Source organism: Micromonospora sp. CA-111912 (genome assembly GCF_050948415.1).
Taxonomy (GTDB): domain Bacteria; phylum Actinomycetota; class Actinomycetes; order Mycobacteriales; family Micromonosporaceae; genus Micromonospora.
This window is the reverse complement of record NZ_CP192007.1, coordinates 2,488,450-2,512,020: the sequence shown is the minus strand read 5'-3', so window position 1 is coordinate 2,512,020 and position 23,571 is coordinate 2,488,450. Positions and strand designations below refer to the sequence as shown.

Sequence of the window (23,571 nt, the reverse complement as noted above, 5' to 3'; positions counted from 1 at the left end):
CGGCCCGCCGAAACGGTGCCACCGCCGGTCCGGCCCGCGAGGATGGGGGCATGACCACGACCCAGGCGGCGCCGGTGACCGCCACGACCGACGCGGCGCCGGTGACCGTCGCCATCGCCCGGCGTGCCGACCCGGCGCGCAGCCACGAGATGGTCGCGTGGATGCGGGCGGGCACCGGGCTGGCCGAGGGCTTCCCGGGCTTCCTCGGCGCCGGCTGGGTGCAGAACGCTCCGGGCTCGCCGGAGTGGCACATGCTCTACCGCTTCGCCGACGCCGAGACGCTGTGCCGCTGGGAGGAGTCGCCGCAGCGGCACTGGTGGCTGACCTCGGCCCAGGGCATCGTCGAGCACACCCGCACCGAACGACGGACCGGGATCGAGGGCTGGTTCGACCCGCCGGTCGATCACGTCGTGGAGATGGTCACGCCGGCGGGCGTCGAGTCGGTCGCCCCGGCGTCGCCGCCCCGGTGGAAGCAGGCGGTGACGATCTGGCTCGCGTTCTTCCCGCTGAGCCTGACCGCGACCCTGCTCACCGGCCGGTTCATCGGGGACGTGCCGGTGGCCGTCCGCACCCTGGTCATGACACTGTGCCTGACTCCGCTGATGACGTACCTGGTTCTGCCCCAGATCACCCGGGCCCTGCACTGGTGGCTGCACGGTCAGTCGGCCCCGTGGCGCGCGCCCCGCTGAGCCCCTCCATCACGCGCAGGGCGAAGCGCCCCTTTATCACGCGCAGGGCATGGATGGGACAGACTGCCGGAAATCCGACAGGAGGCCACCCCCTGACCCGGTGTCCCGCATAGGGTTACCGCGCTGTCGCACTCCGCCGCGGGACTGGGGAATCATGCCTCGACGCTGGGTCGCCGCGGTCGCCTGCCTGGCGGCCCTGGTCGCGCTCGCCTGTGAGGACGGGGGCAGCGCCCAGCCCCGTCCGCCGGGCGGATCGCCCGCACCCGGCACGCCGGCCGCGATGGCCGCGCTCGGTGACTCGATCAGCGCCGGCTTCGGCTCCTGCCTGATGCTCAGCTCGTGCGAGCGCAACTCCTGGTCGACCGGGGACGGGCTGCGGGTGGACAGCCACTTCCAGCGGCTGGTCGACCGGAACCCGAAGCTGCGCGGGAAGGCGTACAACCACGCCAAGCCGGGCGCGCGGGCCGCAGCGCTGGCCGGGCAGGCCGAGGCGGCGGTACGCGACCGCGCCGACTACGTCACGGTGCTGATCGGCGCGAACGACGTGTGCCGCGACGACGTCGACGCGATGACCCCGGTGGCGACCTTCCGCAGCGAGGTGGACCGGGGCCTGCGGGTGCTGCGCAAGGGTCGCCCGAAGGCGCGGGTGCTGGTGGTCAGCATCCCCGACCTGTACCGGCTGTGGGAGGTCGGGCACACGGACTCCCGGGCGGTACGGGCCTGGCGGCACGGCATCTGCCCGGCGCTGCTGGCCGACGCGACCTCGACCGCGCCCGCCGACGTGGCCCGCCGGGCCAGGGTGCGGGACCGGATCGACGCCTACAACGCGCAGTTGAAGGCTGCCTGCCGGTCGCACGGTTCGCGGTGCCGGTACGACGGCGGGGCGGTGCACCGGGTGCGCTTCACCCTCGACCTGGTGAACGCGCTGGACTGGTTCCACCCCAACGTCGCCGGGCAGGGCCGGCTGGCCGACGCGACCTGGCGGGCCGCCGGCTTCGACTGAACCGCCAGGCCCCCGTGTCAGGTGGGGGAGCCGGTCGCGCCCGTGCTGCGGTAGAGCTGCCGGGAGCGCTCGGCGAGATCCTTGGTGGCCGACGAGTTGGCCCAGGTGCCGAGGATGATCGCCGCGCCCGGGATCACCTTGGCGAAGACCCGCTTCGCCGCCCGCACCCCGGCCATCTGGGCCAGCCGCACGCTCAGCCGGATCATCGCCTTGCCCAGCGCGTTCTGGCCCCCGGAGCCGAACAGCGCCCCGGCCCGTTCCCGCCCGGCGGCCACCCCCAGCGCCAGCCGGGCGGTCCCGGCGACCTTGTGCACCTTCTGCAGCACCAGCAGGTCGGTGGCGCGGTCGGGGTGGGCCGGATCGATCCCGTGGGCCGCCGCGATGTGCAGCACCATCCGGGCCTGCGTCCAGGCCAGCACCCCGACGTCGATCACCGCGCCGGGCAGCCCGGCCGCGCCCGAGACCGCGCCGGAGAGCCGGGCCAGGGTGACGAACTTGCGGACCGCCTGGTCGGCCAGTTCCTCGGCCGGCACGCCCGGCCGCTCCGCCCGCGCCCGGGCCGCCCACTGGGCCGCCTCGGGCCCGAGCCGGCGCACCGCCTCCAGAGCGAGGTGCTCCGGGGCGTACTGCGGGTCCTCCCGCATCCGGTCCCAGAGCCGGGCCGGCGGCGCCTCCGGGACGTCCGGGGCGGCGGTGGGGATCACCGCCGGTGGACGCGGGGCGGCCGGCTCCGGGGCGGGGGTGCTGGGCTGGCCGTCGACGGGGGCGGGGTCGGTCACGGAGGCTCCCGGGGGTCGGTGACGTGCGGGTACGACGGCGCGGGCGTTCAGCGCCGGGTGGAAAGGCGGGAGGCCAACTGCTTCAGTTTGCGCTGGGTCTCCGGCTTCGCCATCTCGCGGCGGCCCCGGTCGACGATCTTCTGTCCCTGCGGGGAGCGGAGGAACCGGCTGATCCGCTGCACCAGTGCTGACATGTCGTCCTCCTGTAAGTTGCCTGCACCATGTGTACCCCGTGGGGGCAACCGCTATGCGTCCACTGTGGGCGTCACTGTGCGTGCCCGGCCCGCCCGGTGGTCACTTCACGGCGGCCAGGTGCGCGTCGACCACCTCGGTCGCCCGCCACTCGTGCTGGGCGTACAGGTCCGGATATGCGGAGATCTGCACGGACTGGGCCGCCACGGTCAGCGGCAGGTCACGCCAGCCGGGGATCTGCTGGAGCGCGGCGAGGAACTGCCGGGTGGCGAACGCCGGGTCCATGAGCTGGCCCACCTCGCCCCAGCCGCTGCTGGCCCGCTGCTGGAACAGCCCGACCGAGTCGTGGTCCCAGCCGACCCCCTGGTGCGGGTACTCCTGCGACTCGGGCAGCACGCCGCTGGCCACGTTGTAGAGGTTGCTCTCCTGCATCGCCGTCGCCACGGCGATGACCAGTCCTCTGCGGGGCACCCCCATCGCCTTGCCGGTCCGCACGATCACCTTCGCGTTGGCCATCTGCGCCTTGGTCAGTCCGGCGACCGGGGCGGGATCGGCCGGGCGCGCGGGCCGCTTGCGGGGGGCGGGCGAGCGGCTGGTGTCCGGAGCGGCGGTGGTGGCGGAGGCGGACGGGGTCGCGGCGGAGGGGCTGACGGTCGCGGACGGGGCCGTCGCGGACACCCGGTCCAGCGACCGGGAGGCGGCGTCGGCGGCGGCACGCCGCTCCAGGTCGGCGCCGGCGACGGCCGCCCGGGCGGCGGTGTCCTCCCGCGTCTCCTGCCGGGCCTGGGCCAGGGCGGCGAGGCCGAGGCAGCAGGTCACGCCGGTGGCGAGGGCGACCACGGTCCGCCCGGGCCGGCGCGACGGGCCGCCGGGGGCGGCGGGACCGGACGCGGAACGGCCGGGGGCGAGCAGGTTACGCAACCGCCCGGAGCGGGTAGTCGTACCGCCAGGGGAAGGAATCCGGTGGCGCTCGGGGCGGGTGCCGTCGGTGGTGGTGGAAGTAGTAGCTGGCCGTTCGGACGAGGTGGTAACGTCCGAACGGCCAGCCGCCACGCCCGGGTTCTGCTGGTCGTCGAGGGTGCCGTCGTCACGCATCCGCCGACACTAGGCGGGACAAATCCGGATGACCCCAGGCCAATGGGTGTCCATCGTCACACTTCCGCCCGCCACGCCGGGCACCCCGGCAGCCGGCGGGCCGCACCGGCACGAGCCGGGCGGACCGGACGAACCTCCGGGGCCGGCGGAGGCGCACCGAGCCGGGCAGCTAACACCCACGGCGAGCGGGGAGACCGACCGCTCCCCCGTTCGGCCGACACCGGGTCGACCGTCCGGCCCCGGCGGGACGGGCGACGCCGCCGGAGTGGGGCGTTCACCTAATTGTGATCATGAACCTTCCCGTCGGACCGTCGACGCAGGAATGCACGAGGATGGCGGGTACGTTCCCCGAACCGGGGGCTGTGCGCGGCACGGCGCCCCGTTGGCACATTCCAGGGAGGTCCGCACCGGTGCTCGACCCACACGAGCTCTATGAACTCACCGACGAGCTGCCCGACCTCGGGCAGCCGGTCCTCATCCAGGCCCTCACCGGCTTCGTCGACGCCGGGAGCGCCACCCGGCTGGCCCGGGAGCAGCTGCTCACCTCCCTCGACGCGCGCCAGGTCGCCCGCTTCGACGTCGACCAGCTCTACGACTACCGGTCCCGGCGCCCGCCGATGACCTTCGTCGAGGACCACTGGGAGGAGTACGAGGCGCCCACGCTGGAGGTGCACCTGCTGCGCGACGACGACGAGACCCCCTTCCTGCTGCTCACCGGCCCCGAGCCGGACCTGCAGTGGGAGCGTTTCGTGGCCGCCGTCGGCGGGCTGTCGGCCCGGCTCGACGTCCGGCTCACCGTCGGGCTCAACTCGATCCCGATGGCGGTCCCGCACACCCGGCCGACCGGGGTCACCGCACACGCCACGAGACGCGAGCTGATCTCCGGGTACGAGCCGTGGCTGCAACGCGTCCAGGTCCCCGGCAGTGTCGGGCACCTGCTGGAGTTCCGCCTCGGCGAGCTGGGCCGCGACGCGCTCGGCTTCTCCGCCCACGTGCCGCACTACGTCGCCCAGGCCGAGTACCCAGCCGCCGCCGAGGTGCTGCTCGCCTCGGTGTCCCGCAGCACCGGGCTGCTGCTGCCCCGCGACGGGCTGCGCTCGGCCGCCGAGGTGGTCCGGGTCGAGATCGACCGGCAGGTCGCCCAGACCGAGGACGCCGCCGCCCTCGTCTCGGCCCTGGAGGAGCAGTACGACGCGTTCGCCCGGGGCCGGGGCGAGAAGAACCTGCTCGCCGAGGAGGCCGGTCCCCTGCCCACTGCCGACGAACTGGGCGCCGAGCTGGAACGGTTCCTGGCCGAGCAGGGCCGACCGGGCGACACCCCGGGGAGCTGACCGGGCGGTCGGGGCGGGAATACGGCAGGCTGGAGGCATGCGCCTGGCGACCTGGAACGTGAACTCGGTGAAGGCCCGCCTGCCCCGGCTGCTCGACTGGCTGGCCGCCACCGGCCCCGACGTCGTCTGCCTTCAGGAGACCAAGTGCCCCGACGGGGCGTTCCCGGTGGCCGAGGTCGGCGAGTTGGGCTACACCGTGGCCAGCCACAGCGACGGCCGGTGGAACGGGGTGGCGATCCTGTCCCGCGTCGGCCTGGCCGACGTGACGGTCGGCTTCCCCGGTGAGCCGGGCTTCCCCGAGCCGGAGGCCCGGGCCATCTCGGCCACCTGCGCCGGGCTGCGGGTCTGGTCGGTGTACGTGCCCAACGGCCGCGCCGTCGACGACCCGCACTACGCGTACAAGTTGGCCTGGTTCGCCGCCCTTCGGGACGCGCTGGAGCGCGAGCTGGCCGGCGGGCCGCCGGTGGCGGTCTGCGGCGACTTCAACGTGGCCCCGACGGACGCCGACGTCTGGGACCCGGCGCTGTTCGCCGCCTCCACCCACGTCACCCCCGCCGAGCGGGCCGCCCTCGCGGCGCTGCGCGACCTGGGGCTGCACGACGTGGTGCCCACCCCGATGAAGGGCCCGCACCCCTACACGTACTGGGACTACCGGGCGGGGATGTTCCACCAGAACAAGGGCATGAGAATCGACCTGGTGTACGCGTCCGCGCCGTTAGCTCTGGCGGTCCGCGCCGCGTACGTGGACCGGGAGGCCCGCAAGGGCAAGGGCCCGTCGGACCACGCCCCGATCGTGGTGGACGCCGACCTGAGCCCGGTCGCGCCGACGCCCTGATCCCGGCCGGGTCGGTTCGGCGGCGGTTAGGGTGGGTCCATGGCAGTCGTGAAGATCAACGCAATCGATGTCCCCGAGGGCGCGGGCGAGGAGTTGGAGCGGCGCTTCGCCGCCCGGGCCGGCGCGGTGGAGGGTTCCCCCGGCTTCCTCGGCTTCGAGCTGCTGCGCCCGGTCGGCGGCGAGAAGCGCTACTTCGTCTACACGAAGTGGGAGACCGAGGAGGCGTACCAGGCGTGGGCCGCCGGGCCGTCCCGGGCCGCGCACGCCGGCGGCGAGGGCGGCGAGCAGCGGCGTCCGGTGGCCTCCGGCGCGAGCCTGCTGGAGTTCGACGTGGTCCTGCAGGTGTCACCCCGGCCCTGATCCGGATCGGCGACTCAGCTGCCCACGGGCTCCTAGCGGAGGGGCCACGGTTCCCGCAGCGGCGGCGGCCGCCACCCACCCACGCGTCGTCGGTCACGGCCTGGCGGCTCCGGTTCGCCACGTCAGCGCGGGTGGGTAGGCACTCATCCGCCCGCGTCGGTTACCCGCCCGGCGCACCTTCCGCACCGCCAGGCGCGATCTTTAACAGATACATATGATTGGTAAACTTCCGCTGTGGACGTCCCGAAGCATGAACACTCCGAACAGGAGTGACACGGGATGCCCCGCAATCGGTTTCGTGGTCGCGCAAGCGCCGCTCCGACCCTGACCCGACAGCGAGTAGGCGCGGGCCACACCACCGCTTTCCTCGCGGTTACGCGCCTGGCACCTCCAGCACCAGGCGCGTAACCGAAATCTATCGAGAACCCCAGATCAGCTAGGAATAAACCAGTCCTGGTTGGAAGAATTGTAACAACCGCTGGTGTACGCCGTTCCGTTCTCCGGCACGTTTACCGACAGGCAATTGCCGGTCGCCTTGTTTATGATCTCCCATTGCACTGGTCCGGAGGTGCTCACCTTATTGAAGTGCCACCGCTGATAATCACCGTTGTTGCACCCCAAGATGTAGACCTGGCCCCAGCGGTTGCTGTCCAGGCAACCCGTGGCGTGGAAAATAGTATGCCCGTTGGGCGCATTGTCCTGAATTATCCAAGCTTGCCGTGGCTGGTTGCTGGAAAGCTTAACTACACCATTTGACACAGCCAAAGATTTGGCAATCGAGGTCCCATTATAGAGGAAACCCCAGGCGTTGACCGAGACGTACTGAGCCTGGGCGGGCGTCGCCGTTACCATCGCCGGGGCACCGATCGCCACCATTACCACTGCCAACCTGGCAATGGCTCGTTTGATTCTTCCAACTCTCATATTCTCTTCCTTCTCCCTTGCCACAGATTCACGCGCGCGCAACGTTCACGTAACACGCACGGACAGTCTCGCAGGCACCTTCATCAGTGGCAAGCTCCACTGCAGACGACTCCCCTAAAAGGGGATGACAACGTCCCCCTCGACGCCATTCGCTCAACATGGATAGTGACGCAAGAAGGCCCCAACAGCGACACGCAAGCTCAGCAGAGGCCGCGAGTGTCACCCGGAGAGGCGGAGGCAATCGCGTTGCGTAACTCACCCACTTACCGGCCACCGCAGGCAATCGGCTCCGGTTCCGGCGGCCTGCCGTCGCCGTACACCCGGTCGGCCGGCCCTCGCCCCTGCCCCTGACCCGCCGACCGTCCCGACCGTCGTTCCGACGCATCGACACCCCGCCCGACGACGGCGGCCCGCCGGGCCCGTTCGCCGTTCAGCAGGCTTGACGCGGTCCGCTGTAATGCTTGCCGACCCTGCCGACCACGGTCAGGTCGTTGAGGGCGGTGTTCGCCCCACGGGCGATGTAGCACGAGTAGCGGTGCTGGTTGATCACTTCGAGGTGGATGTGCGCGCCGGTGTCGCCGCTGACCTGGTAGCAGGTGGACCAGCGGAACCTGCCCGTCTCGCCGAGCTTGGTCCACGGGCCCACCGCTGGTGGTCACCGTTGTTGCAGGGCTGGGTGTACGCGTCGGAGGCGTTCGCGTCCAGACAACGGCCGGTCGCGGTGTTAATGATCTCGTAGTTGTAGTCATAATGGCCACCGTCGATGATCTGCCTCCTCCCCTTTGAGTTGAAGTGCCACCGCTGGTGCATGTTGACACCGCTGGAGCACTTCATCAGGTAGACGCCACCGGCGGAGTTGCTGTCCAGGCAGGATCCGTCCACAGCGATGATGTGCCCGTTGGGCGGGCCATCGAGGATCAGCCACGGGGTCCTGTTGTTGATCGACATCTGGACATCATTGATCGCTTCGAACCGCCAGAGGTTGCACTTCTGGTTGTAGGCAAAGTTGAACAGGTCGGTAGGCAGCACATTCACGGAGTGGTATTCCGCCTTGGCGGGTGCCGCCGTAACCAACGCCGGACCACAGATTGCCACCAGCAGCACTACCAAGCGGGCCATTACCCGCTTGAGTCGACCATTCTTCACGCTTTCTCCAACACTTTTTCCAGGAGTAACAACGCGCCCCTGCTGGGCATCCTTAAACAGGGCACACAGAACGCCCTCAACCGAAGAAGTAAAGATTTCGCGCGCGCACCGTCTCCGTAACGCGTCCTGGAAAGTCTTACGTACATGCGGATGAGTGGCAAAAGTCCACAAACGACGTCTCAAAATGCGAACAACCCGAACAGGAGTGATGCGGGAGGTGTCCCTCAATCGGTTTCGCAAAGAATCGCCAGGGGGACGTCGGCCGCCCCCTAAAAGGGGTTGCCACGGTCTCTCAGCGCAGCGCGTCCAAATCCCGAATCCTGATACTGCCGAGCACCGAGAACACGGAACGCGCGAGAGCCGTCACGAATGGAAACGCCGAAAGCGGTCGGCACCCAATCTAAAGAGGGAGGGGGAATAGCCTTATTTGCGCCACCCGGGCCGACAGAAATTTGGCGCGGAAACCCTCCCAATCGGCGACACCTCCTGCGCCGAGGATCACCGGAGGGGCACAGGGGACGCCAAGACGCGACGCGCCTGCCCTGCGCCCGTCGTTGCCACCGACGGTGCCTGCTGCCCGGCCGCTCCGCCGCCCGTCACCGACGGCGGGTGTCGACCAACGAGGCGAACGCGATCACGTTGTCGGCGTAACCCGTCCGGCCGCCCACCCACGCGCCGCCGCAGGTGATCAACCGCAGCTCCGGCGGGCCATTGTCGCCATACACCCGGTCGGCGGGCAACTCCTCCTTACCGAAGTGCTCGACCGAGTCCACCGCGAAGACCACCACCGTCCGGTCGTCCCGGCTCACCTCGATCCGGTCACCGACCCTGAGCTTGCCCAACTCGTAGAAGACCGCCGGTCCGCTCCTGGTGTCCACGTGTCCGACGATCACGGCCCGGCCCGGCTCGCCGGGTGTCGGGCCGCGGTCGTACCAGCCGGTCTCGGCCGCCTTTTCCAGCGGCGGCACGTTGATCGACCCGTCGGCAGCCTCTCCGACCGGTGTAACGGGCGCGGCCACCCGGATCGCGGGCACGTTCAGGCGAACGGGGCGACTGGCCACGAGCCCCGGCCCGGCGGCGACGGAGGTCACGGAGGTGGCCCGGCCGGCGGCACCGGCGACCCACTCGAACGGCCCGGCGGCGCGGCCCAGCCCCGCGCCGGTGGCGAAGATTCCGACCAGCACCATGACCACGGCCAGCGGCACCGACCAGCGCCGTGGGCCGGGACCGCCCGCCGGCCCTGCGGGCGCGGACGCCACCCCCGACCGGGGTACGCCCGCACCGCCCACCGCCGACCGGGCCGCAGTCGCGGACGTCACCGCCGACCGGGGCACGCGTGCAGACGTCACGGCCGGCCTCAGCGGCGGGACGCGGCGCGGGGTCGACGTCGCGTCGCCACGCCGATCGTCACCCCCGCCACGGCCAGCGCCACGCCCCCGGGCAGCAGCAGCCCGCCGGTGCCGCTCCCGGCCGTGCCGCCGAAGCCGGTGTTCGGCCCCCGGCTCGGGCGCGGGGCCGGCGGGTGCGGTGGGTTCGGGGCCGGCTGGTACGTCGGCGCGTGGGTGGGCGCAGGCGAGGGCACCTTCTTCACCACCTGGACCATCGTCTTGGCGGTCTCCCCGTCCCGGCACTCCAGCTTCACCGGGTAGTTGCCGGCCCAGACCCGCTCGCGGATCATCGGGGACGCGGTGAGCAGCCCCCACTCCGGTCGCACGGCGACCCGGCCGAAGGCGTCGGACACCACCATGGCCGGCACCGAATTGTCGCGGCAGCTCGCCCGGATGCCCACCAGGTAGCCGGGCTGCACCGCGCCGGGGCTGATCTCGACGAAGACCCGCGAGCCGGCCACCGGACCGCCGCCGGGCTGCTCGTCGCCGGACTGCTCGTCGCCTGGGGCACCGGGCGGGCCGGGGGCGGGCGCCAACGCGGGCACCCCGGCAACGGCTGCGACCTTCCCGGCCAGGCCGGCGGGGAAGACTGTCATCGGCGCGTCGGCCGCCGACGCGCTCCCCGCGAGCGGCCCGGCGAGCACGACGCCCGCGACCGCCAGCGCAGTGCCGAGGCGTGTCGCTGACCCCATGACCCCTCCCGGCGCGCTAGCACGTGGCCTGGCAGCGCTCGCCCGGCCTGCCGTACGGGATGAAGCCTGCCATCCCCGGCGTATCTCACACCCGTTCCGGCGCGGCCGTCGCGTACGCTCGGGTCGTTGTGACCTCCACCGACCCGAGCCCCGCCGCGACCGTGCCTCCGTCGCACCCCACCCGCATCCGCACCTTCCACCCCCGGCGTGGCCGGATGAGCGAGCGTCAGGTGGCCGACCTGGAGCGGCTCTGGCCGGCGTACGGCCTGCTGATCCCCGACGGCCTCGCCGCCCCGGTGGAGCTGGCGACGCTGTTCGGTCGCCGGGCCCCGGTGGTGCTGGAGATCGGCTCCGGCATGGGTGACGCAACGGCCGAGATGGCCGCCGCCGACCCACAGCGAGACTATCTGGCCGTCGAGGTGCACACGCCCGGAATCGCCAACCTGCTGGGCCTGGTGGAGCGCCACGGCCTGGGCAACGTGCGGGTCGGGCGGGGCGACGCGCTGGACCTGGTCCGGGCGCTGCCGGAGGGCTCGCTGGACGCGGTGCACGTGTTCTTCCCCGACCCGTGGCCGAAGTCGCGACACCACAAGCGGCGGATCATCCAGCCGGCGCACGTGGCGCTGCTGCGCTCCCGGCTGGTCCCCGGTGGGACGCTGCACTGCGCCACCGACTGGGCCGAGTACGCCGAGTCGATGCGCGAGACGCTCACCGCCGACCCGGGGCTGGCCGACGTGTACGACGGGTACGCCCCGCGTTCCGCCCACCGGCCGGTCACCAGGTTCGAGCGCCGCGCGCTGACCGCCGGCCGCCCGGTCCTCGACCTGATCCACCGTCGGGCGTGACCGGCAGGCACCCCCGGCGCGGGTTCCCGCCGGCCCTGTCTGACACTCCTGTCGTCGGACGCGGCCCTCTCGTGACGGCCGGCGCCCGACGGATGAACGGCGGCCCGGTTGGCGCGGGAGGGCCTGCGGCAGGCACGATGGACGGGCTATGACGCTCACCGCCGCGCTGCCGACAAGCGCCGACCCCGACACCCTCTTCGACGCGTTCGCCGGCTGGGCGAAGGAGCGCGGCCTCGACCTCTACTCGTACCAGGAGGAGGCGGTCATCGAGATCGTCTCCGGCGCGAACGTGATCATGAACACGCCGACCGGCTCGGGTAAGAGCCTGGTGGCGATCGCCGCGCACTTCGCCGCCCTGGCCGACAGCCGAACCACCTTCTACACGGCCCCGATCAAGGCCCTGGTGTCGGAGAAGTTCTTCGCCCTCTGCGAGGTCTTCGGCGCCGACAACGTCGGCATGCTCACCGGCGACGCCAGCGTCAACGCCGACGCCCCGATCATCTGCTGCACGGCCGAGATCCTGGCCAACCTCGCGCTGCGCGAGGGTGAGCGGGCCGACGTCGGCCAGGTGGTCATGGACGAGTTCCACTTCTACGCCGAGCCGGACCGGGGCTGGGCCTGGCAGGTGCCGATCATCGAGCTGCCCCAGGCGCAGTTCGTGCTGATGTCGGCCACCCTCGGCGACACCACGCGCTTCGTCGACGATCTCACCCGGCGCACCGGCCGGCCGACCGCCGTCGTCCGCTCGGCCGAGCGGCCGGTACCGCTCATCTTCTCGTACGCGATGACGCCGATGCACGAGACCCTCGAGGAGCTGCTGGAGACCAAGCAGGCCCCCGTGTACGTCGTGCACTTCACCCAGGCCGCCGCCCTGGAGCGCGCCCAGGCGCTGATGAGCGTCAACGTCGCCAGCCGGGCCGAGAAGGACATGATCGCCGAGGCGATCGGCCGGTTCCGGTTCACCTCCGGGTTCGGCAAGACCCTGTCGAGGCTGGTCCGGCACGGCATCGGCGTGCACCACGCCGGCATGCTGCCGAAGTACCGCCGGCTCGTCGAGACCCTGGCCCAGGCCGGGCTGCTCAAGGTCATCTGCGGCACCGACACCCTCGGCGTCGGCATCAACGTGCCGATCCGCACCGTGCTGTTCACCGGTCTGAGCAAGTACGACGGCATCCGCACCCGGCTGCTCAAGAACCGCGAGTTCCACCAGATCGCCGGCCGGGCCGGGCGGGCCGGCTACGACACCATCGGCCGGGTCGTCGTGCAGGCCCCCGAGCACGTCATCGACAACGAGAAGGCCCTCGCCAAGGCCGGCGACGACCCGAAGAAGCGGCGCAAGGTGGTCCGCAAGAAGCCGCCGGAGGGCTCGATCGGCTGGGGTCGGCCCACCTTCGACCGCCTCGTCGAGGCCGAGCCGGAGCCGCTGACCTCCAGCTTCCAGGTCAGCCACTCGATGCTGCTCAACGTCATCGGCCGCCCCGGCGACGCGTTCGCCGCGATGCGGCACCTGCTCACCGACAACCACGAGGAGCGGACCGCCCAGCGCCGGCACATTCGCCGGGCGATCGCCATCTACCGGGCGCTGCGGGCCGGCGGGGTGGTGGAGGAGCTGCCCGAGCCGGACGAGACCGGCCGCCGGGTCCGGCTCACCGTCGACCTCCAGCTCGACTTCGCGCTCAACCAGCCGCTGTCGCCGCTGGCCCTGGCCACCATCGAGCTGCTCGACGTCGAGTCCCCGTCGTACGCCCTCGACGTGCTCTCGGTGATCGAGTCGATCCTCGACGACCCCCGGCAGATCCTCTCCGCGCAGCAGTTCAAGGCCCGCGGCGAGGCGGTCGCCGCGATGAAGGCCGAGGGCATCGAGTACGAGGCCCGCCTCGAACTGCTCGACGAGGTGACCCACCCGAAGCCTCTCGCGGAGCTGCTGGAAGCCGCGTACGAGATGTACCGGCAGGGGCACCCCTGGGTCGCCGACCACCAGCTCTCCCCCAAGTCGGTCGTCCGCGACATGTACGAGCGGGCGATGACCTTCACCGAGTACGTGCAGTTCTACTCCCTCACCCGCTCCGAGGGGCTGGTCCTGCGGTACCTCGCCGACGCGTACAAGACGCTGCGCCAGACCGTCCCCGAGGACGCCAAGACCGAGGAGCTGGTCGACCTCATCGAGTGGCTGGGCGAGCTGGTCCGCCAGGTCGACTCCAGCCTGATCGACGAGTGGGAGCGGCTGAAGAACCCGTCCGACGTGGCCGAGGCCGCCGAGGCGTACGCCAACCTGGACGACCGGCCGCCGGCGGTCACCCGCAACGCCCGGGCGTTCCGGGTGCTGGTGCGCAACGCGCTGTTCCGTCGGGTCGAGCTGGCTGCCCTGCGCCGCTGGTACGACCTGGGCGAGCTGGACGGCGGGGACGGCTGGAACGCCGACGCGTGGGCCGAGGCGCTGGAGCCGTACTTCGAATCGTACGACTCGATCGGGGTGGGTCCGGACGCCCGCGGCCCGGCGTTGCTGATGATCGAGCAGGGCCGGGAGCGGTGGACGGTCCGGCAGATCCTCGACGACCCGGACGAGGACCACGACTGGGGCATCAGCGCCGAGATCGACCTGGCCGCCTCCGACGAGGTGGGCGCCGCCGCCGTCCGGATCACGGACGTCGGCCAGCTCTAGAAGATCGTCACAGGAGCGGCAGTCCGGACGTCCGGACTGCCGCGTCCGGCTCAGAGTTGTGGATGGCCAGGACGCTGACCAGCGCCTCGCAAGATCGATCTGGACATCAGTGGAGCCGGTTGTCCGGATCTACTTTGCGGATTCCAGCGTCGGCGTTCTGCGGGCCCGGGCGTCGCGGTGGGCTGGGCGGTTTCTTGAGCGTTCGGGGTCAGCGTGTTGCGGCGTCTGTGAGGATCGTTTCGAGCCGTGTCCGGCATTCGGTCACGAAGGCGGGCCAGGTGTTCCGGTAGTAGGAGATTCCACTGATGCCAACGGCGATGGCCCATGCCCGAGCCTGCGCCCAGGTGAGGTCGTCAAGGTTCATGGCACTCCAGTAGGCCTGTCGCGCTGGATCCGGCAGGTCCCAGACCGGGGCGTGCTCGGCAGCAGGAAAGCCGACGGACAGACCCCCGAAATCGATGACGGCGTGCAGTTGTCCCTTCGCGGCCAGGAGGTTGGCGGGACGGAGGTCACCGTGGAGCCACACGTGAGGGCTGGAGGGCTCGGGCAGTCTGATGGCGGCGCGCCAGAGTTGTTCCAAGGTTTCGACATCGAGGTCGTCATCCGTAGTGGTCCGGCAGTCCGCGAAATAGGTGCTGATGTCCTTTTCGCAGTCCTTCAGGCTGCCTCCGCGGTACCAGCTCAGTTCATCAGTGCGAGAGGCGCCCATGAGGTCGATGTCGTGCAGTTCGTGGACGAACGTCGCCAGCTCGGTTCCGAGGGCGGCCCAGTCCTGGACGGCATTCGCGTCGACTTCGGTTCCGTCGATCCAGCGGTAGATCGACCAGGGAAGCGGGAACTCGGGGGCCGGTGTGCCGGCGTAGACCGGTTCCGGGATCCGGCATGTCAGAAGTGGTCCCAGCCGGGGGAGCCACGTCCACTCCTTGTTCAGGGACCGAACCTTGCCGGCTGTTCGCGGAATCCGGACAAGGAGGTCATCTCCCAGCCGATACATGGTGTTGTCAGTGCCGGCGCCTGCTGGCGACAGGGGCAGCGAAGCCCAGTCCGGGCGTTGCTTCCGCAGAAGTGACTTGACGACTTTCTCGTCGACTGGGATCTCGTTTTCGTGAAGCATCACGGCAGAGATCTTTCCGGGGCAGGAGACCCCAGACCAGCCGAATTCTCGGCAGTGTCATCTGGTCTCAGCCGTGTGAGCTGAGGAAGGCCTTGCGTTCGTGTCCGAGCAGCGGTCGTCCTCCGCGTGGTGTTGGTGGTGAGTCACGGGTCGGCCAGGGTGCGGGGGTGTCGAGGTAGTCGGACCGCACCGCGACTGGTCTCTTGCTGCCCCTCCTTTTCACTGGGCGATGTCAGACACATCGATTAGAATGTGTGTACTAAACCAAGTCCTGACCTGGGAGGACTTCCGTGAACGCGTCCACCTCCAGCACCCTCCCGCCCTACGCCACCCTCCTCGGCTTCACCCGGTACGTCGACCGCACCGGGCCCACCAAGGCAAGCTTCGTCGGGGGCCTGCGCAAGCAGCGGGCGAGCCGGCACGGCTTCAACCCGCACGGCCAGTTCGTCAAGGCGCTCAAGGCCGACGTCGCGTTCCACACCGGCGGCACCCACCTGGCGCAGGTCGCCGACGTGGTCAAGCCGCGCTGGCGCCCGCTCTACCAGGCGCTCGTGCCGGGCGCGACGACCTGGCTGCGCTCCCTCGGCGAGCCGACCGCCGTCGACCTGGCCCAGACCCGCGACGCCCTGGCCATGCTCGGCGACCTCCCCGTCAAGATCAACCCCCACTTCGGCATCCGGTACGCCGAGGACGGTCGCGCCGAGGCCGTCCGCCTGCACTTCGACGAGGCCCCGCCGAGCGAGGAGGCGGCCCTGGCCACCCTGCACCTGATGGCCCGACACATGGACGCCGTCCTCCCCCACGCCGCCCCGGTCCTGGTGGACGTCCGCCGAGGCGAGGCATACCGGATGCCGAACACCGCCAAGCCCCAACAGATCGAGCAGTGGCTGGCCGGCGAGGCGGCCGCCTTCCGCGCCATCTGGTCCACCGCCGCCTGACCCGGCCCCAACCCGACGCGCCGCCTCCCACCCGTCCCCGGGAGGCGGCGCGCCGGCCCGTCCCGCGCCGGCCGTGGGAGGCCCGCTCCGGGCCGGCCGTGGAAGCGGCGCGCGTGAAGTGCGGCCCGCGCGAAGCATTCCGCGCGCGGAGGTCGCTGCAAGATCACGCTCGATCCGGGAAACAGTGGTCACCATCGCGCCGGAGGCCCCTGTTTCCCGGATCGAGCACGACCTTGACGGGCCACAACGGGGTTATCCACAGGGGACGGCGGAGTCCGACCGGAATCGGCAGAGTCGGGGGATGCCAAAAGCTCCCCTACGACCTCCGCAGTTGCGGGGGCGCATCTTCCGTGGATCGGTGGCCGTGTCCAAAGGTCTCCTCACCCGCAACGAACTGCGCAGTTCCGCCTGGCGTCCGTTGTTCCGGGACGTGTACGCGGACGCCCGCCTCACGGTCACCCACCGCCACCGGTGCTCCGCGGTGGTCCGCTGGCTGGTGCCGCCCGGCACGGCCGTCGCCGGGCGATCGGCGGCGGCGTTGTACGGGGTGGGACGCGTCGCCCTCGACGAGCCGGTCGACGTCCTGACGCCCAAGGGGCCGTTCCCCCTCTCCTCGCACCCGACGGCAGCGCCCCACCGGCAGGAACCAGGAGGTGACCCCCGGCCGGTACCAGCAGGGGGCGATCGGCAGGACCCGAGGGTGGGACGCCGGCAGGGACCGGTGACGGGGCTACAGGTGCATCGGGGCGAGGTGGATCCGTCGGACGTCGTCGATCGGGTGGGCGTGCTCGTGACCACTGCGGCCCGTACCTGCTGGGACCTGGCCCGCTGGCTGGACGTCGTGGAGGCGGTCGTCGTCATCGACGGGCTGCTGGCGCGTCGCCTCACCGACGTTCCGGCGCTGCGCGAGTACGCGCTGGCCCGGGCCGGGCTGCGGGGGTGGCGTTGCCTGCTGCGCGCGGTCGACCTGGCCGACCCGGGGGCCGAGTCGCCGCAGGAGTCCCGGACCAGGGTGCGGCTGGTGCTGGCCGGGCTGCCCCGGCCGCGTACCCAGTGGGTCGTCTCCGACGGTGGGCGGTTCGTGGCCCGGCTGGACCTGGCCTGGCCCGAATTCAGGGTCGCCGTCGAGTACGACGGGCTCTGGCACGACGACCCCGAGCAGTTCCACCGCGACCGCCGTCGGCTCAACCGGCTCCTCGGCGAGGGCTGGCTCGTGCTTCATGTGACGGCGCGGCGCCTGCGCGACGACTTCGACGGCTTCGTCGCCGAGGTGCGGGCGACGCTGCGCTCCCGCGACCACCGCCGCACCCGGGCATGATCGCGCTCGAACATGGAAGTAGTGGCCTCCTGTGCGTCAGAGGCCACTGCTTCCTGGATCGAGCGTGATCATGCCACGCGGGGCCGCGAGGGCCGGTCAGGAAAGGTACTTCTCCAGGTCGTCGATGATCTTGTTGGCGGCGCCGACGCCGATGCCGGTCATCCAGACCTCGTCGGAGACCGGGTACGCCTTGCCGGCCTTCACCGCGGACAGGCCCTTCCACAACGTGCCGCCGGAGACGGTGCTCTGCTCGGCGGCGGCCTTCTCGCCGTACGCGGTCACGAAGATGACGTCGGCGTCGACCTCGTTGACCCGCTCGGGGCTGACCGCGTCGAAGCGCTTGTCCTCCTTGTTGGCGAGCTGCTGCCGCTCGGGGCGGCCCAGCCCGGTGTCACCGATCACGATGCCGGAGAAGGAGTCCGGGCCGTAGACCCGGATCGAGCCGGGCATGAAGCGCACGATGGAGATCTTCCGCTGGGCGGCGTCGCCGAGCTTCGCGCCGAAGTCCGCGGCCCGCTTCTCGTACGTGGTGAGCAGCTCGCGGGTCTGCTCCTCCTTGCCGAGCGCCTTGCCGTCGAGGAGGAGGTTCTCCTTCCAGGTGATGCCCACCTGCTCGGTGAACACCGTCGGGGCGATGGCGGCCAGCTCGTCGTAGAACTTCTCCTGGCGGAACTTGCTGCCCAGGATCAGGTCGGGCTTGAGGGCGTTGATCGCCTCCAGGTCGGGCTCGGTGACCACCCCGACCGGCTTGATCCCGGCCAGCTTCTCCTCGCCGAAGTAGGTCGGCCAGCCCTTCGCCTCGCCCGCGGTCGCCGCACCGACCGGTGTGATGCCCAGCGAGAGTGTTGTGTCGATCTTGTCTGTGTCGAGGACCACGACCCGCTTCGGGTCGGCCGGGACCTTGGTGGTGCCCATGGCGTGGGTGATCTCCCGGGTGTCCCCGGCGGCGGTGTCGGCGACGGGGTCGCTCTCTCCGCAGGCGGTGAGTCCGACGCTGAGGGCGACGGCCGCGGTGAGCACGGCGGCGAGACGACGCATCGATGTTCCTTTCACAGGGTTCCGCCGGCCGGTGGGCCGGAGGAGGAGGTGACGGAGGAGGCGGCCCGAGCGGGGGCTGCCAGGGAGGGGCTGGTGAGGGCCGGTACGACCAGCGGCGCGCCGGTCACCGGGCAGGGCACGACGACGCAGTCGAGCCCGAAGACGTCGCGGACCAGCTCCACGGTGAGGATCTCCCGGGGCGGGCCGGCGGCCACCACCCGGCCGGAGCGCATGGCGATCAGGTGGTCGGCGTACCGGGCGGCCTGGTTGAGGTCGTGCAGCACGGCGACCACGGTCCGGCCCCGCTCGGCGCGCAGCCGGTGCAGCAGGTCCAGCACCTCCACCTGATGGGCCAGGTCGAGGAAGGTGGTCGGCTCGTCCAGCAGCAACGCCTCGGTGTCCTGGGCCAGGGTCATCGCGATCCAGACCCGCTGCCGCTGCCCGCCGGAGAGGGTGTCCACCGGCCGGTCGGCGAGGCCGGCCACGTCGGCGAGCGCCATCGCCTCGTCGACGGCGGCGCTGTCCTGCTCCGACCACTGCCGCCACCACCGCTGGTACGGCTGCCGGCCCCGGCCGACCAGGTCGGCGACCGTGACCCCCTCGGGCACCAGCGGGCTCTGCGGCAGCACGCCGAGACGTTGGGCGACCTCCCGGGTCGGCAGGTCCCGGATCGCGGTGCCGTCGAGCAGCACCGCGCCCCGGCTGGGGGTGAGCAGCCGGGCCATGGTGCGCAGCAGCGTCGACTTGCCGCAGGCGTTCGGGCCGACGACGACCGTGAAGGCGTCGGCGGGCAGTTCGAGGTCGAGGCCGTCCAGGACGGTCCGCTCGTCGTAGCCGACGACCAGGTCGCGGGTGGAGAGCATCGCGGCTCCTCGGGAGGGGGCGACGGAAGGGAATACGGGTGGGACGGCGGGTCGAGGGGTGGAGACAGGATCGGGGGCGGTCGTGGGCATCAGGACGGCCTCCGGCGTCCGCGCAGCAGCAGGAAGATCAGGTACGGCCCGCCGATCGCGGCGGTCAGCACGCCCGCCGGGAGCTGGGTGGGGGCGAGCAGCCGGCGGCCGGCGAGGTCGGCGAGGACCAGCAGCAGCGCGCCGAGCAGGGCGGAGCAGAGCAGCGGGGGACGTTCGGCCCGGACCAGCCGGCGGGCGAGCTGGGGCGCGACCAGGGAGACGAAGTCGACGGCGCCGACCTGCGCGGTGACCATCGCGGCGGCGAGCACCCCGGTGCCGGCCAGGCCGATCCGGCGGGCGACCGGGCGGACGCCGATCCCGCGTGCGGTGTCGTCGTCCAGGGCGGTGCTGTTCAGTGCCCAGCCGGCCCAGAGCAGCACGGGCAGCAGCGCCAGCAGGGTGACCGCGATCCATGCCGCCTCGGTCCATCCCTTTCCGGCGAGGGTGCCGACCAGCCAGATCTGGGCGCGCATCCCGTCGATCGGGTCGACGGTCATCAGGACCACCTCGATCAGCGCCCGCAGCGCGAAGGCCACCGCGACCCCGGCGAGGACGAACCGCTGGGCGGCCAGCCCGTGCCGGGCACCGAGGGCGAGCACCAGTGCCGCCGCGGCCAGCCCGCCGAGCAGCGCCGCCGGGGCGACCAGGACGGCGGCTGCCCCGCCGGTCAGGGCGATGGTGGCGGCCAGCCCGGCCCCCTGGGTGATGCCGATGACGTCCGGGCTGGCCAGCGGGTTACGGGCCACGCTCTGGATCAGCGTGCCGGCGACGCCGAACGCCGCGCCGGCCACCGCCGCGAGCACGAGTCGGGGCAGCCGCAGGTCGAGCACCACCAGGTCGTACGGGGTGCCGGCGCCCGAGAGGGCGCGCAGCACGTCGGCCGGGGCGACGTACGGGGTGCCGAGGGAGAGGCTGAACACCCCGGCGGCGACGAGCAGCCCGGTCAACGCGGCGGCGACCAGCACCGGCCGGCGGCGTACCGGCACCCGTAGCGGGCCGAGGCGCAGCAGGGTCCGGCCGGGCGGGGCGGATCGGGGGCGGGCCCCGGTGGCGAGGGCGCTCACGCCGTGACCACCCGGGCGCGGCGGACGAGGAAGGCCAGCAGCGGGGCGCCGATCAGCGCGGTGATCACCCCGGCGGGCACCTCGCCGGGCGGGGCGACGAGCCGGCCGACGACGTCGGCGCCGAGCAGCAGGGCGGGTCCAAGCAGGGCGGCGACGGCGAGGGTCCACCGGTGGTCCGCGCCGACCAGGGCCCGGGCCAGATGCGGCACGGCGAGCCCGACGAACGCGATCGGCCCGGCCGCCGCCACGGCCGCCCCGGTGAGCAGCACCCCGGCCGCGCCGCCGCCGAGGCGGACCAGGCCGATGCGGTGGCCCAGTCCCCGGGCCACGTCGTCGCCGAGGGCGAGCGCGTCCAGGCCCCGGGCGACCAGGGCGGCCAGCACGAGCCCGGCGAGGACGAGCGGCAGCACCTGACCGGTGACGCCGACGTCCCGGCCGGTCAGCCCGCCGACCACCCAGAACCGGTACTCCTCGAAGGTGCGGGCGTCGATGCTGAGCAGCGCGTACACGACGGCGCCGAGACTGGCGTCGAGCGCGGCGCCGGTCAGCGCGAGGGTGACCGGCGAGGCGCCCTCGCGGGTCCGGTTGGCGACCGCGAACACGGCCAGGCCGGCCAGGAGCGCCCCGGCGACGCCGAACCAGACGTACCCGGCGAGGCTGCCGACGCCGAAGACGGCGATGGCCAGCACCACGCCGCACGACGCGCCGGCGCTGATGCCGAGGATGCGCGGCTCGGCCAGCGGGTTGCGGGTCAGCGCCTGGAACAGCACGCCGGCGACGGCGAGGGCGAGGCCGACGACGATGCCCAGGGTGGTGCGCGGCATCCGCAGCTCGCGCACGATGGTGGTGGCGTCCCCGCCGTCGGGGGCGACCAGCGCGTGCCACACGTCGTCGGGCGCGAGCGGCCGGCTGCCGAGGGCGAAGCTCGCGAGCACGGCGAGCGCCAGCACCGCCGCCGCCCCCACGGTGACGGCCACCCGTCGGCCCGACCCGCGGGCGGGCCGGCTGGCGGCCCGGATCGGCCGCGCGACGACGGTGGTCACGAAACTCCCTCAGCTTAGGTTCGGCTTACCTTAGCTGAGCTGCTCAGACCCGCCTAACCAACAGATGTCGATCCGGGATCGCGCGCGCCGTGCAGCATTCCCGCGCCCAGGGCGGCGGCCCCGAGGGCCGCCATGCCGGCCAGGCCGAGCCCGGAGGAGCCCTCCGCGCTGATCCCGCCGTCGCCGGTCGCCGCCCCACCGGAGGGCACGACGTCGTACGGCCGCATCATCTCGTTGTCCTCGTGCTCCAGCAGGTGGCAGTGCCAGGCGAAGCGGCCCGGAAGGTCGAACCGGGCCTTGATCCGGGTCACCTCCCCGGGGAGCACGGCCACCGTGTCCAGCCACCCGCGCTCGGCCGGGCTCGGCGGCTGCTGGCCGGTCGGCCCCCGCCCGGCCAGCTCGAACTGCACCTGGTGCAGGTGGATCGGGTGGGCGAACGGGGTGAAGTTGTGGAACTCCCAGACCTCCGTGCCGTGCAGCCGGGGCGTCTCGGTGACCGGCGCGTTCCAGCGCAGCGGCACCGCCCGGCCGGCCCGGTCGACAGTGCCCAGCAGCGCGGCCACCGGCCCGGCGCCGGGCGACGTCGACATCGTCTCGTTCAGCGACAGCCGGCGGACCCGTTCGGCCGGGCCGAGCGGTCGCGACGACGGCAGGTCGAGCTGGTCCGGCGGGACGCTGCGGTCCGGGCCGCTCGCCTCGGTGACGACGAGCTTCAGCACCTGGCCGGTGGTGTGCGGGTCGGCCGGCTCGAGGTCCGCCCCCGGGCCGCCGGACAGCCCGTCCGGGCCCTCGTTGACCAGGTACAGCTCGGTTCCCGCCGGCACGTCGGAGAAATCGACCACCGCGTCGACCCGGGAGCCGCCGCCCAGCGGCAGCTTGCCCAGTCGCACCGGCGCCGGCAGGAAGCCGCCGTCGCTGCCGAGCTGCCAGAACGGCACCGCCGGCCGGGCGGGCCGGGCCGTGGGGTGCGCCGCCACCGACAGCAGCAGGAACCGTGAGTTGCAGCCGTTGAGCAGGCGGAACCGGTAGCGCCGGCGTTCCACCTCCAGCACCGGCCAGGTGCGGCCGTTGACCACGATGGTGTCGGCGAAGACCGCCGGGTGCCAGATCGGCGACACGTCCGTCTCCGGCACGTACCGGCCGGGACGGCCGTCGAACTCGGCCCGGCTGGCCGGGTAGCGCAGCGAGCCGTCGGCGGTGAAGCTGCGGTCCTGGATCACCAGCGGGATCTCGTGGTGGCCGCGGGCGGAACCGCCGGCCGGGCCGGTCGCCGCGCCGGGGAGCACCCCGGGCGGCAGGTCGGCGGCGCCGCCGCGCAACAGGTACAGGCCGATCGGGCCGGCGTACATGGTCAACCGGGTCAGGCCGAGGGCGTGGTCGTGGTACCAGAGGGCGGTGGCGCGCTGGTCGTTGGCGTACTCGACGGTCGCCGCGCCGGGCGACCACCGGGTCCCCCGGTAGTCGGCGTACCGGTCGCCGAACTCGCGGTACGAGCTGCCGTACCGCGCGTACCCGGCCGGGAGGTCGCGGCAGTTCGGCAGGTACCAGGCCTCCGGGTGGCCGTCGCTCTCCTGCCGGTTGTGCCCGCCGTGCAGGTGCACGACGAGCGGCACCGGCCCCAGGTAGGGCCCCGGCGTGCGGCGGAAGTGGCCGGCGTGGTCCCGCCCCTCGTCGCCGCCGGCCGGGTTGGCCCAGTGCAGGGTGGGGTCCACCGGGAGCAGGTGCGGCAGGTGTCGGCCGCGCCGGTCGAGGAGTTGGTTGAGCCAGGTGACCCGGACGGGCCGGCCGGCCCGGGCCTCGATGGTGGGGCCCGGGTACCGGAAGCTGCCAGGGTGGGCCGCCGAGCCGAAGCCCCAGACGGTGGTGGGCGGCAACGACCGGGGCAGGACCTGCTGGCGGAACTGCCGCACCGCGACCGCGTACTCGTCGGCGTCGGGGCCCCCGAGGTCCCGGGGCATGGCCCGGGGAAGCGGGAGCGGGGTGACGTACTTCGGGATGTCGCGCGGGTCGAGCGGCGGGGCCGGACGCGGCCCGGCGACGGCCCACCCGGCCGGTGTCAGCGCGACCGCGCCACCCGCCGCCCCCGCGATGAGCAGACCTCTCCTGGAGACCATTCCCCCGCACCTCCCCCGCGTCGTCGTCCTGAGACCGAGGCTAGAGGG

The 23,571-nt window shown here is 72.3% G+C and carries 22 protein-coding genes; 9 read left to right on the top strand and 13 right to left on the bottom strand.

Features of this window, described 5'->3' with window-relative positions; all coding sequences use genetic code 11:
• Positions 1 to 50: 50 nt before the first annotated feature.
• The gene (locus ACQPZO_RS10490) at positions 51 to 689 is read left to right on the top strand and encodes an antibiotic biosynthesis monooxygenase (protein ID WP_433349241.1); all 639 of its coding nucleotides are present in this window, start codon (positions 51 to 53) and stop codon (positions 687 to 689) included.
• 154 nt (positions 690 to 843) lie between these two features.
• Positions 844 to 1,692 carry a GDSL-type esterase/lipase family protein gene (locus ACQPZO_RS10485; protein WP_433349239.1) on the top strand — a complete coding sequence of 283 codons (849 nt, stop codon included), beginning with the start codon at positions 844 to 846 and terminating at the stop codon, positions 1,690 to 1,692.
• 17 nt (positions 1,693 to 1,709) lie between these two features.
• Here the strand turns inward: ACQPZO_RS10485 and ACQPZO_RS10480 are convergent, their stop codons facing one another.
• The 3 genes from ACQPZO_RS10480 to ACQPZO_RS10470 all read right to left on the bottom strand — a co-directional run bounded on the left by ACQPZO_RS10480 (position 1,710) and on the right by ACQPZO_RS10470 (position 3,758).
• Complete coding sequence (locus tag ACQPZO_RS10480) at positions 1,710 to 2,471, bottom strand: EcsC family protein (protein WP_433349237.1); 762 nt, start codon at positions 2,469 to 2,471, stop codon at positions 1,710 to 1,712.
• A 47-nt stretch (positions 2,472 to 2,518) separates the two neighbouring features.
• Entirely contained in the window at positions 2,519 to 2,665 is a 147-nt protein-coding gene (locus ACQPZO_RS10475) for a hypothetical protein (protein ID WP_201754126.1), read from the bottom strand.
• Positions 2,666 to 2,765: 100 nt separating this feature from the next.
• Positions 2,766 to 3,758 (bottom strand): peptidase M23, encoded by a 993-nt coding sequence (locus tag ACQPZO_RS10470; RefSeq protein ID WP_433349235.1) that lies wholly within the window; start codon positions 3,756 to 3,758, stop codon positions 2,766 to 2,768.
• Positions 3,759 to 4,168: 410 nt separating this feature from the next.
• Here ACQPZO_RS10470 and ACQPZO_RS10465 point away from each other — a divergent pair, with 410 nt between their 5' ends.
• From ACQPZO_RS10465 to ACQPZO_RS10455, 3 genes are read left to right on the top strand one after another with little or no spacing between them, the layout of a single operon-like run.
• Positions 4,169 to 5,089: a proteasome assembly chaperone family protein gene (locus ACQPZO_RS10465; RefSeq protein WP_433349233.1), complete on the top strand. Its 921-nt coding sequence runs from the start codon at positions 4,169 to 4,171 to the stop codon at positions 5,087 to 5,089.
• A 37-nt stretch (positions 5,090 to 5,126) separates the two neighbouring features.
• Complete coding sequence (locus ACQPZO_RS10460) at positions 5,127 to 5,924, top strand: exodeoxyribonuclease III (protein WP_433349231.1); 798 nt, start codon at positions 5,127 to 5,129, stop codon at positions 5,922 to 5,924.
• Between the two features lie 39 nt (positions 5,925 to 5,963).
• Positions 5,964 to 6,284 carry an antibiotic biosynthesis monooxygenase family protein gene (locus ACQPZO_RS10455; RefSeq protein WP_433349229.1) on the top strand — a complete coding sequence of 107 codons (321 nt, stop codon included), beginning with the start codon at positions 5,964 to 5,966 and terminating at the stop codon, positions 6,282 to 6,284.
• A gap of 432 nt (positions 6,285 to 6,716) precedes the next feature.
• Here ACQPZO_RS10455 and ACQPZO_RS10450 read toward each other — a convergent pair whose 3' ends face one another.
• The 4 genes from ACQPZO_RS10450 to ACQPZO_RS10435 all read right to left on the bottom strand — a co-directional run bounded on the left by ACQPZO_RS10450 (position 6,717) and on the right by ACQPZO_RS10435 (position 10,434).
• Complete coding sequence (locus ACQPZO_RS10450) at positions 6,717 to 7,208, bottom strand: RICIN domain-containing protein (RefSeq protein WP_433349227.1); 492 nt, start codon at positions 7,206 to 7,208, stop codon at positions 6,717 to 6,719.
• 546 nt (positions 7,209 to 7,754) lie between these two features.
• On the bottom strand, positions 7,755 to 8,354 hold the full coding sequence (locus tag ACQPZO_RS10445; protein WP_433349225.1) for an RICIN domain-containing protein: 600 nt from the start codon (positions 8,352 to 8,354) through the stop codon (positions 7,755 to 7,757).
• Positions 8,355 to 8,950: 596 nt separating this feature from the next.
• Positions 8,951 to 9,613 (bottom strand): class F sortase, encoded by a 663-nt coding sequence (locus ACQPZO_RS10440; RefSeq protein WP_433350926.1) that lies wholly within the window; start codon positions 9,611 to 9,613, stop codon positions 8,951 to 8,953.
• A 98-nt stretch (positions 9,614 to 9,711) separates the two neighbouring features.
• Entirely contained in the window at positions 9,712 to 10,434 is a 723-nt protein-coding gene (locus tag ACQPZO_RS10435) for a hypothetical protein (RefSeq protein WP_433349223.1), read from the bottom strand.
• Between the two features lie 215 nt (positions 10,435 to 10,649).
• On the opposite strand from ACQPZO_RS10435, the gene trmB reads away from it, so the two are divergent.
• Both trmB and ACQPZO_RS10425 read left to right on the top strand, forming a co-directional pair.
• Positions 10,650 to 11,279, top strand: coding sequence for a tRNA (guanosine(46)-N7)-methyltransferase TrmB (gene trmB / locus ACQPZO_RS10430; protein ID WP_433350924.1), 630 nt, complete (start codon positions 10,650 to 10,652; stop codon positions 11,277 to 11,279).
• A 148-nt stretch (positions 11,280 to 11,427) separates the two neighbouring features.
• Positions 11,428 to 13,941 carry a DEAD/DEAH box helicase gene (locus tag ACQPZO_RS10425; RefSeq protein ID WP_433349221.1) on the top strand — a complete coding sequence of 838 codons (2,514 nt, stop codon included), beginning with the start codon at positions 11,428 to 11,430 and terminating at the stop codon, positions 13,939 to 13,941.
• A gap of 208 nt (positions 13,942 to 14,149) precedes the next feature.
• Here the strand turns inward: ACQPZO_RS10425 and ACQPZO_RS10420 are convergent, their stop codons facing one another.
• Complete coding sequence (locus ACQPZO_RS10420; protein ID WP_433350922.1) at positions 14,150 to 15,055, bottom strand: aminoglycoside phosphotransferase family protein; 906 nt, start codon at positions 15,053 to 15,055, stop codon at positions 14,150 to 14,152.
• A gap of 290 nt (positions 15,056 to 15,345) precedes the next feature.
• On the opposite strand from ACQPZO_RS10420, the gene ACQPZO_RS10415 reads away from it, so the two are divergent.
• Positions 15,346 to 15,993 carry a hypothetical protein gene (locus tag ACQPZO_RS10415; protein ID WP_433349219.1) on the top strand — a complete coding sequence of 216 codons (648 nt, stop codon included), beginning with the start codon at positions 15,346 to 15,348 and terminating at the stop codon, positions 15,991 to 15,993.
• A gap of 364 nt (positions 15,994 to 16,357) precedes the next feature.
• Positions 16,358 to 17,311 carry an endonuclease domain-containing protein gene (locus ACQPZO_RS10410; protein WP_433349216.1) on the top strand — a complete coding sequence of 318 codons (954 nt, stop codon included), beginning with the start codon at positions 16,358 to 16,360 and terminating at the stop codon, positions 17,309 to 17,311.
• 96 nt (positions 17,312 to 17,407) lie between these two features.
• Here ACQPZO_RS10410 and ACQPZO_RS10405 read toward each other — a convergent pair whose 3' ends face one another.
• The 5 genes from ACQPZO_RS10405 to ACQPZO_RS10385 all read right to left on the bottom strand — a co-directional run bounded on the left by ACQPZO_RS10405 (position 17,408) and on the right by ACQPZO_RS10385 (position 23,523).
• Positions 17,408 to 18,349 (bottom strand): ABC transporter substrate-binding protein, encoded by a 942-nt coding sequence (locus ACQPZO_RS10405; protein WP_433349214.1) that lies wholly within the window; start codon positions 18,347 to 18,349, stop codon positions 17,408 to 17,410.
• Positions 18,350 to 18,360: 11 nt separating this feature from the next.
• A complete protein-coding gene (locus tag ACQPZO_RS10400; RefSeq protein WP_433349212.1) occupies positions 18,361 to 19,212 on the bottom strand; it encodes an ABC transporter ATP-binding protein in 852 nt (283 codons plus the stop codon).
• An 89-nt stretch (positions 19,213 to 19,301) separates the two neighbouring features.
• Positions 19,302 to 20,366: a FecCD family ABC transporter permease gene (locus ACQPZO_RS10395; protein ID WP_433349210.1), complete on the bottom strand. Its 1,065-nt coding sequence runs from the start codon at positions 20,364 to 20,366 to the stop codon at positions 19,302 to 19,304.
• Complete coding sequence (locus tag ACQPZO_RS10390; protein ID WP_433349208.1) at positions 20,363 to 21,409, bottom strand: FecCD family ABC transporter permease; 1,047 nt, start codon at positions 21,407 to 21,409, stop codon at positions 20,363 to 20,365. Before ACQPZO_RS10390 ends, ACQPZO_RS10395 begins: the two co-directional genes overlap by 4 nt.
• A gap of 53 nt (positions 21,410 to 21,462) precedes the next feature.
• On the bottom strand, positions 21,463 to 23,523 hold the full coding sequence (locus ACQPZO_RS10385; protein WP_433349206.1) for a multicopper oxidase family protein: 2,061 nt from the start codon (positions 23,521 to 23,523) through the stop codon (positions 21,463 to 21,465).
• Positions 23,524 to 23,571 lie beyond the last annotated feature (48 nt).

Bases quoted from the DNA above. Each gene is read 5' to 3' on its own strand.
- ACQPZO_RS10490 (WP_433349241.1), top strand. From the start codon at position 51: ATGACCACGACCCAGGCGGCGCCGGTGACCGCCACGACCGACGCGGCG.
- ACQPZO_RS10460 (WP_433349231.1), top strand. From the start codon at position 5,127: ATGCGCCTGGCGACCTGGAACGTGAACTCGGTGAAGGCCCGCCTGCCC.
- ACQPZO_RS10420 (WP_433350922.1), bottom strand. From the start codon at position 15,055: ATGCTTCACGAAAACGAGATCCCAGTCGACGAGAAAGTCGTCAAGTCA.
- ACQPZO_RS10470 (WP_433349235.1), bottom strand. From the start codon at position 3,758: ATGCGTGACGACGGCACCCTCGACGACCAGCAGAACCCGGGCGTGGCG.
- ACQPZO_RS10475 (WP_201754126.1), bottom strand. From the start codon at position 2,665: ATGTCAGCACTGGTGCAGCGGATCAGCCGGTTCCTCCGCTCCCCGCAG.
- ACQPZO_RS10485 (WP_433349239.1), top strand. From the start codon at position 844: ATGCCTCGACGCTGGGTCGCCGCGGTCGCCTGCCTGGCGGCCCTGGTC.
- trmB (WP_433350924.1), top strand. From the start codon at position 10,650: ATGAGCGAGCGTCAGGTGGCCGACCTGGAGCGGCTCTGGCCGGCGTAC.
- ACQPZO_RS10425 (WP_433349221.1), top strand. From the start codon at position 11,428: ATGACGCTCACCGCCGCGCTGCCGACAAGCGCCGACCCCGACACCCTC.
- ACQPZO_RS10405 (WP_433349214.1), bottom strand. From the start codon at position 18,349: ATGCGTCGTCTCGCCGCCGTGCTCACCGCGGCCGTCGCCCTCAGCGTC.
- ACQPZO_RS10455 (WP_433349229.1), top strand. From the start codon at position 5,964: ATGGCAGTCGTGAAGATCAACGCAATCGATGTCCCCGAGGGCGCGGGC.
- ACQPZO_RS10385 (WP_433349206.1), bottom strand. From the start codon at position 23,523: ATGGTCTCCAGGAGAGGTCTGCTCATCGCGGGGGCGGCGGGTGGCGCG.
- ACQPZO_RS10450 (WP_433349227.1), bottom strand. From the start codon at position 7,208: ATGAGAGTTGGAAGAATCAAACGAGCCATTGCCAGGTTGGCAGTGGTA.
- ACQPZO_RS10400 (WP_433349212.1), bottom strand. From the start codon at position 19,212: ATGCTCTCCACCCGCGACCTGGTCGTCGGCTACGACGAGCGGACCGTC.
- ACQPZO_RS10435 (WP_433349223.1), bottom strand. From the start codon at position 10,434: ATGGGGTCAGCGACACGCCTCGGCACTGCGCTGGCGGTCGCGGGCGTC.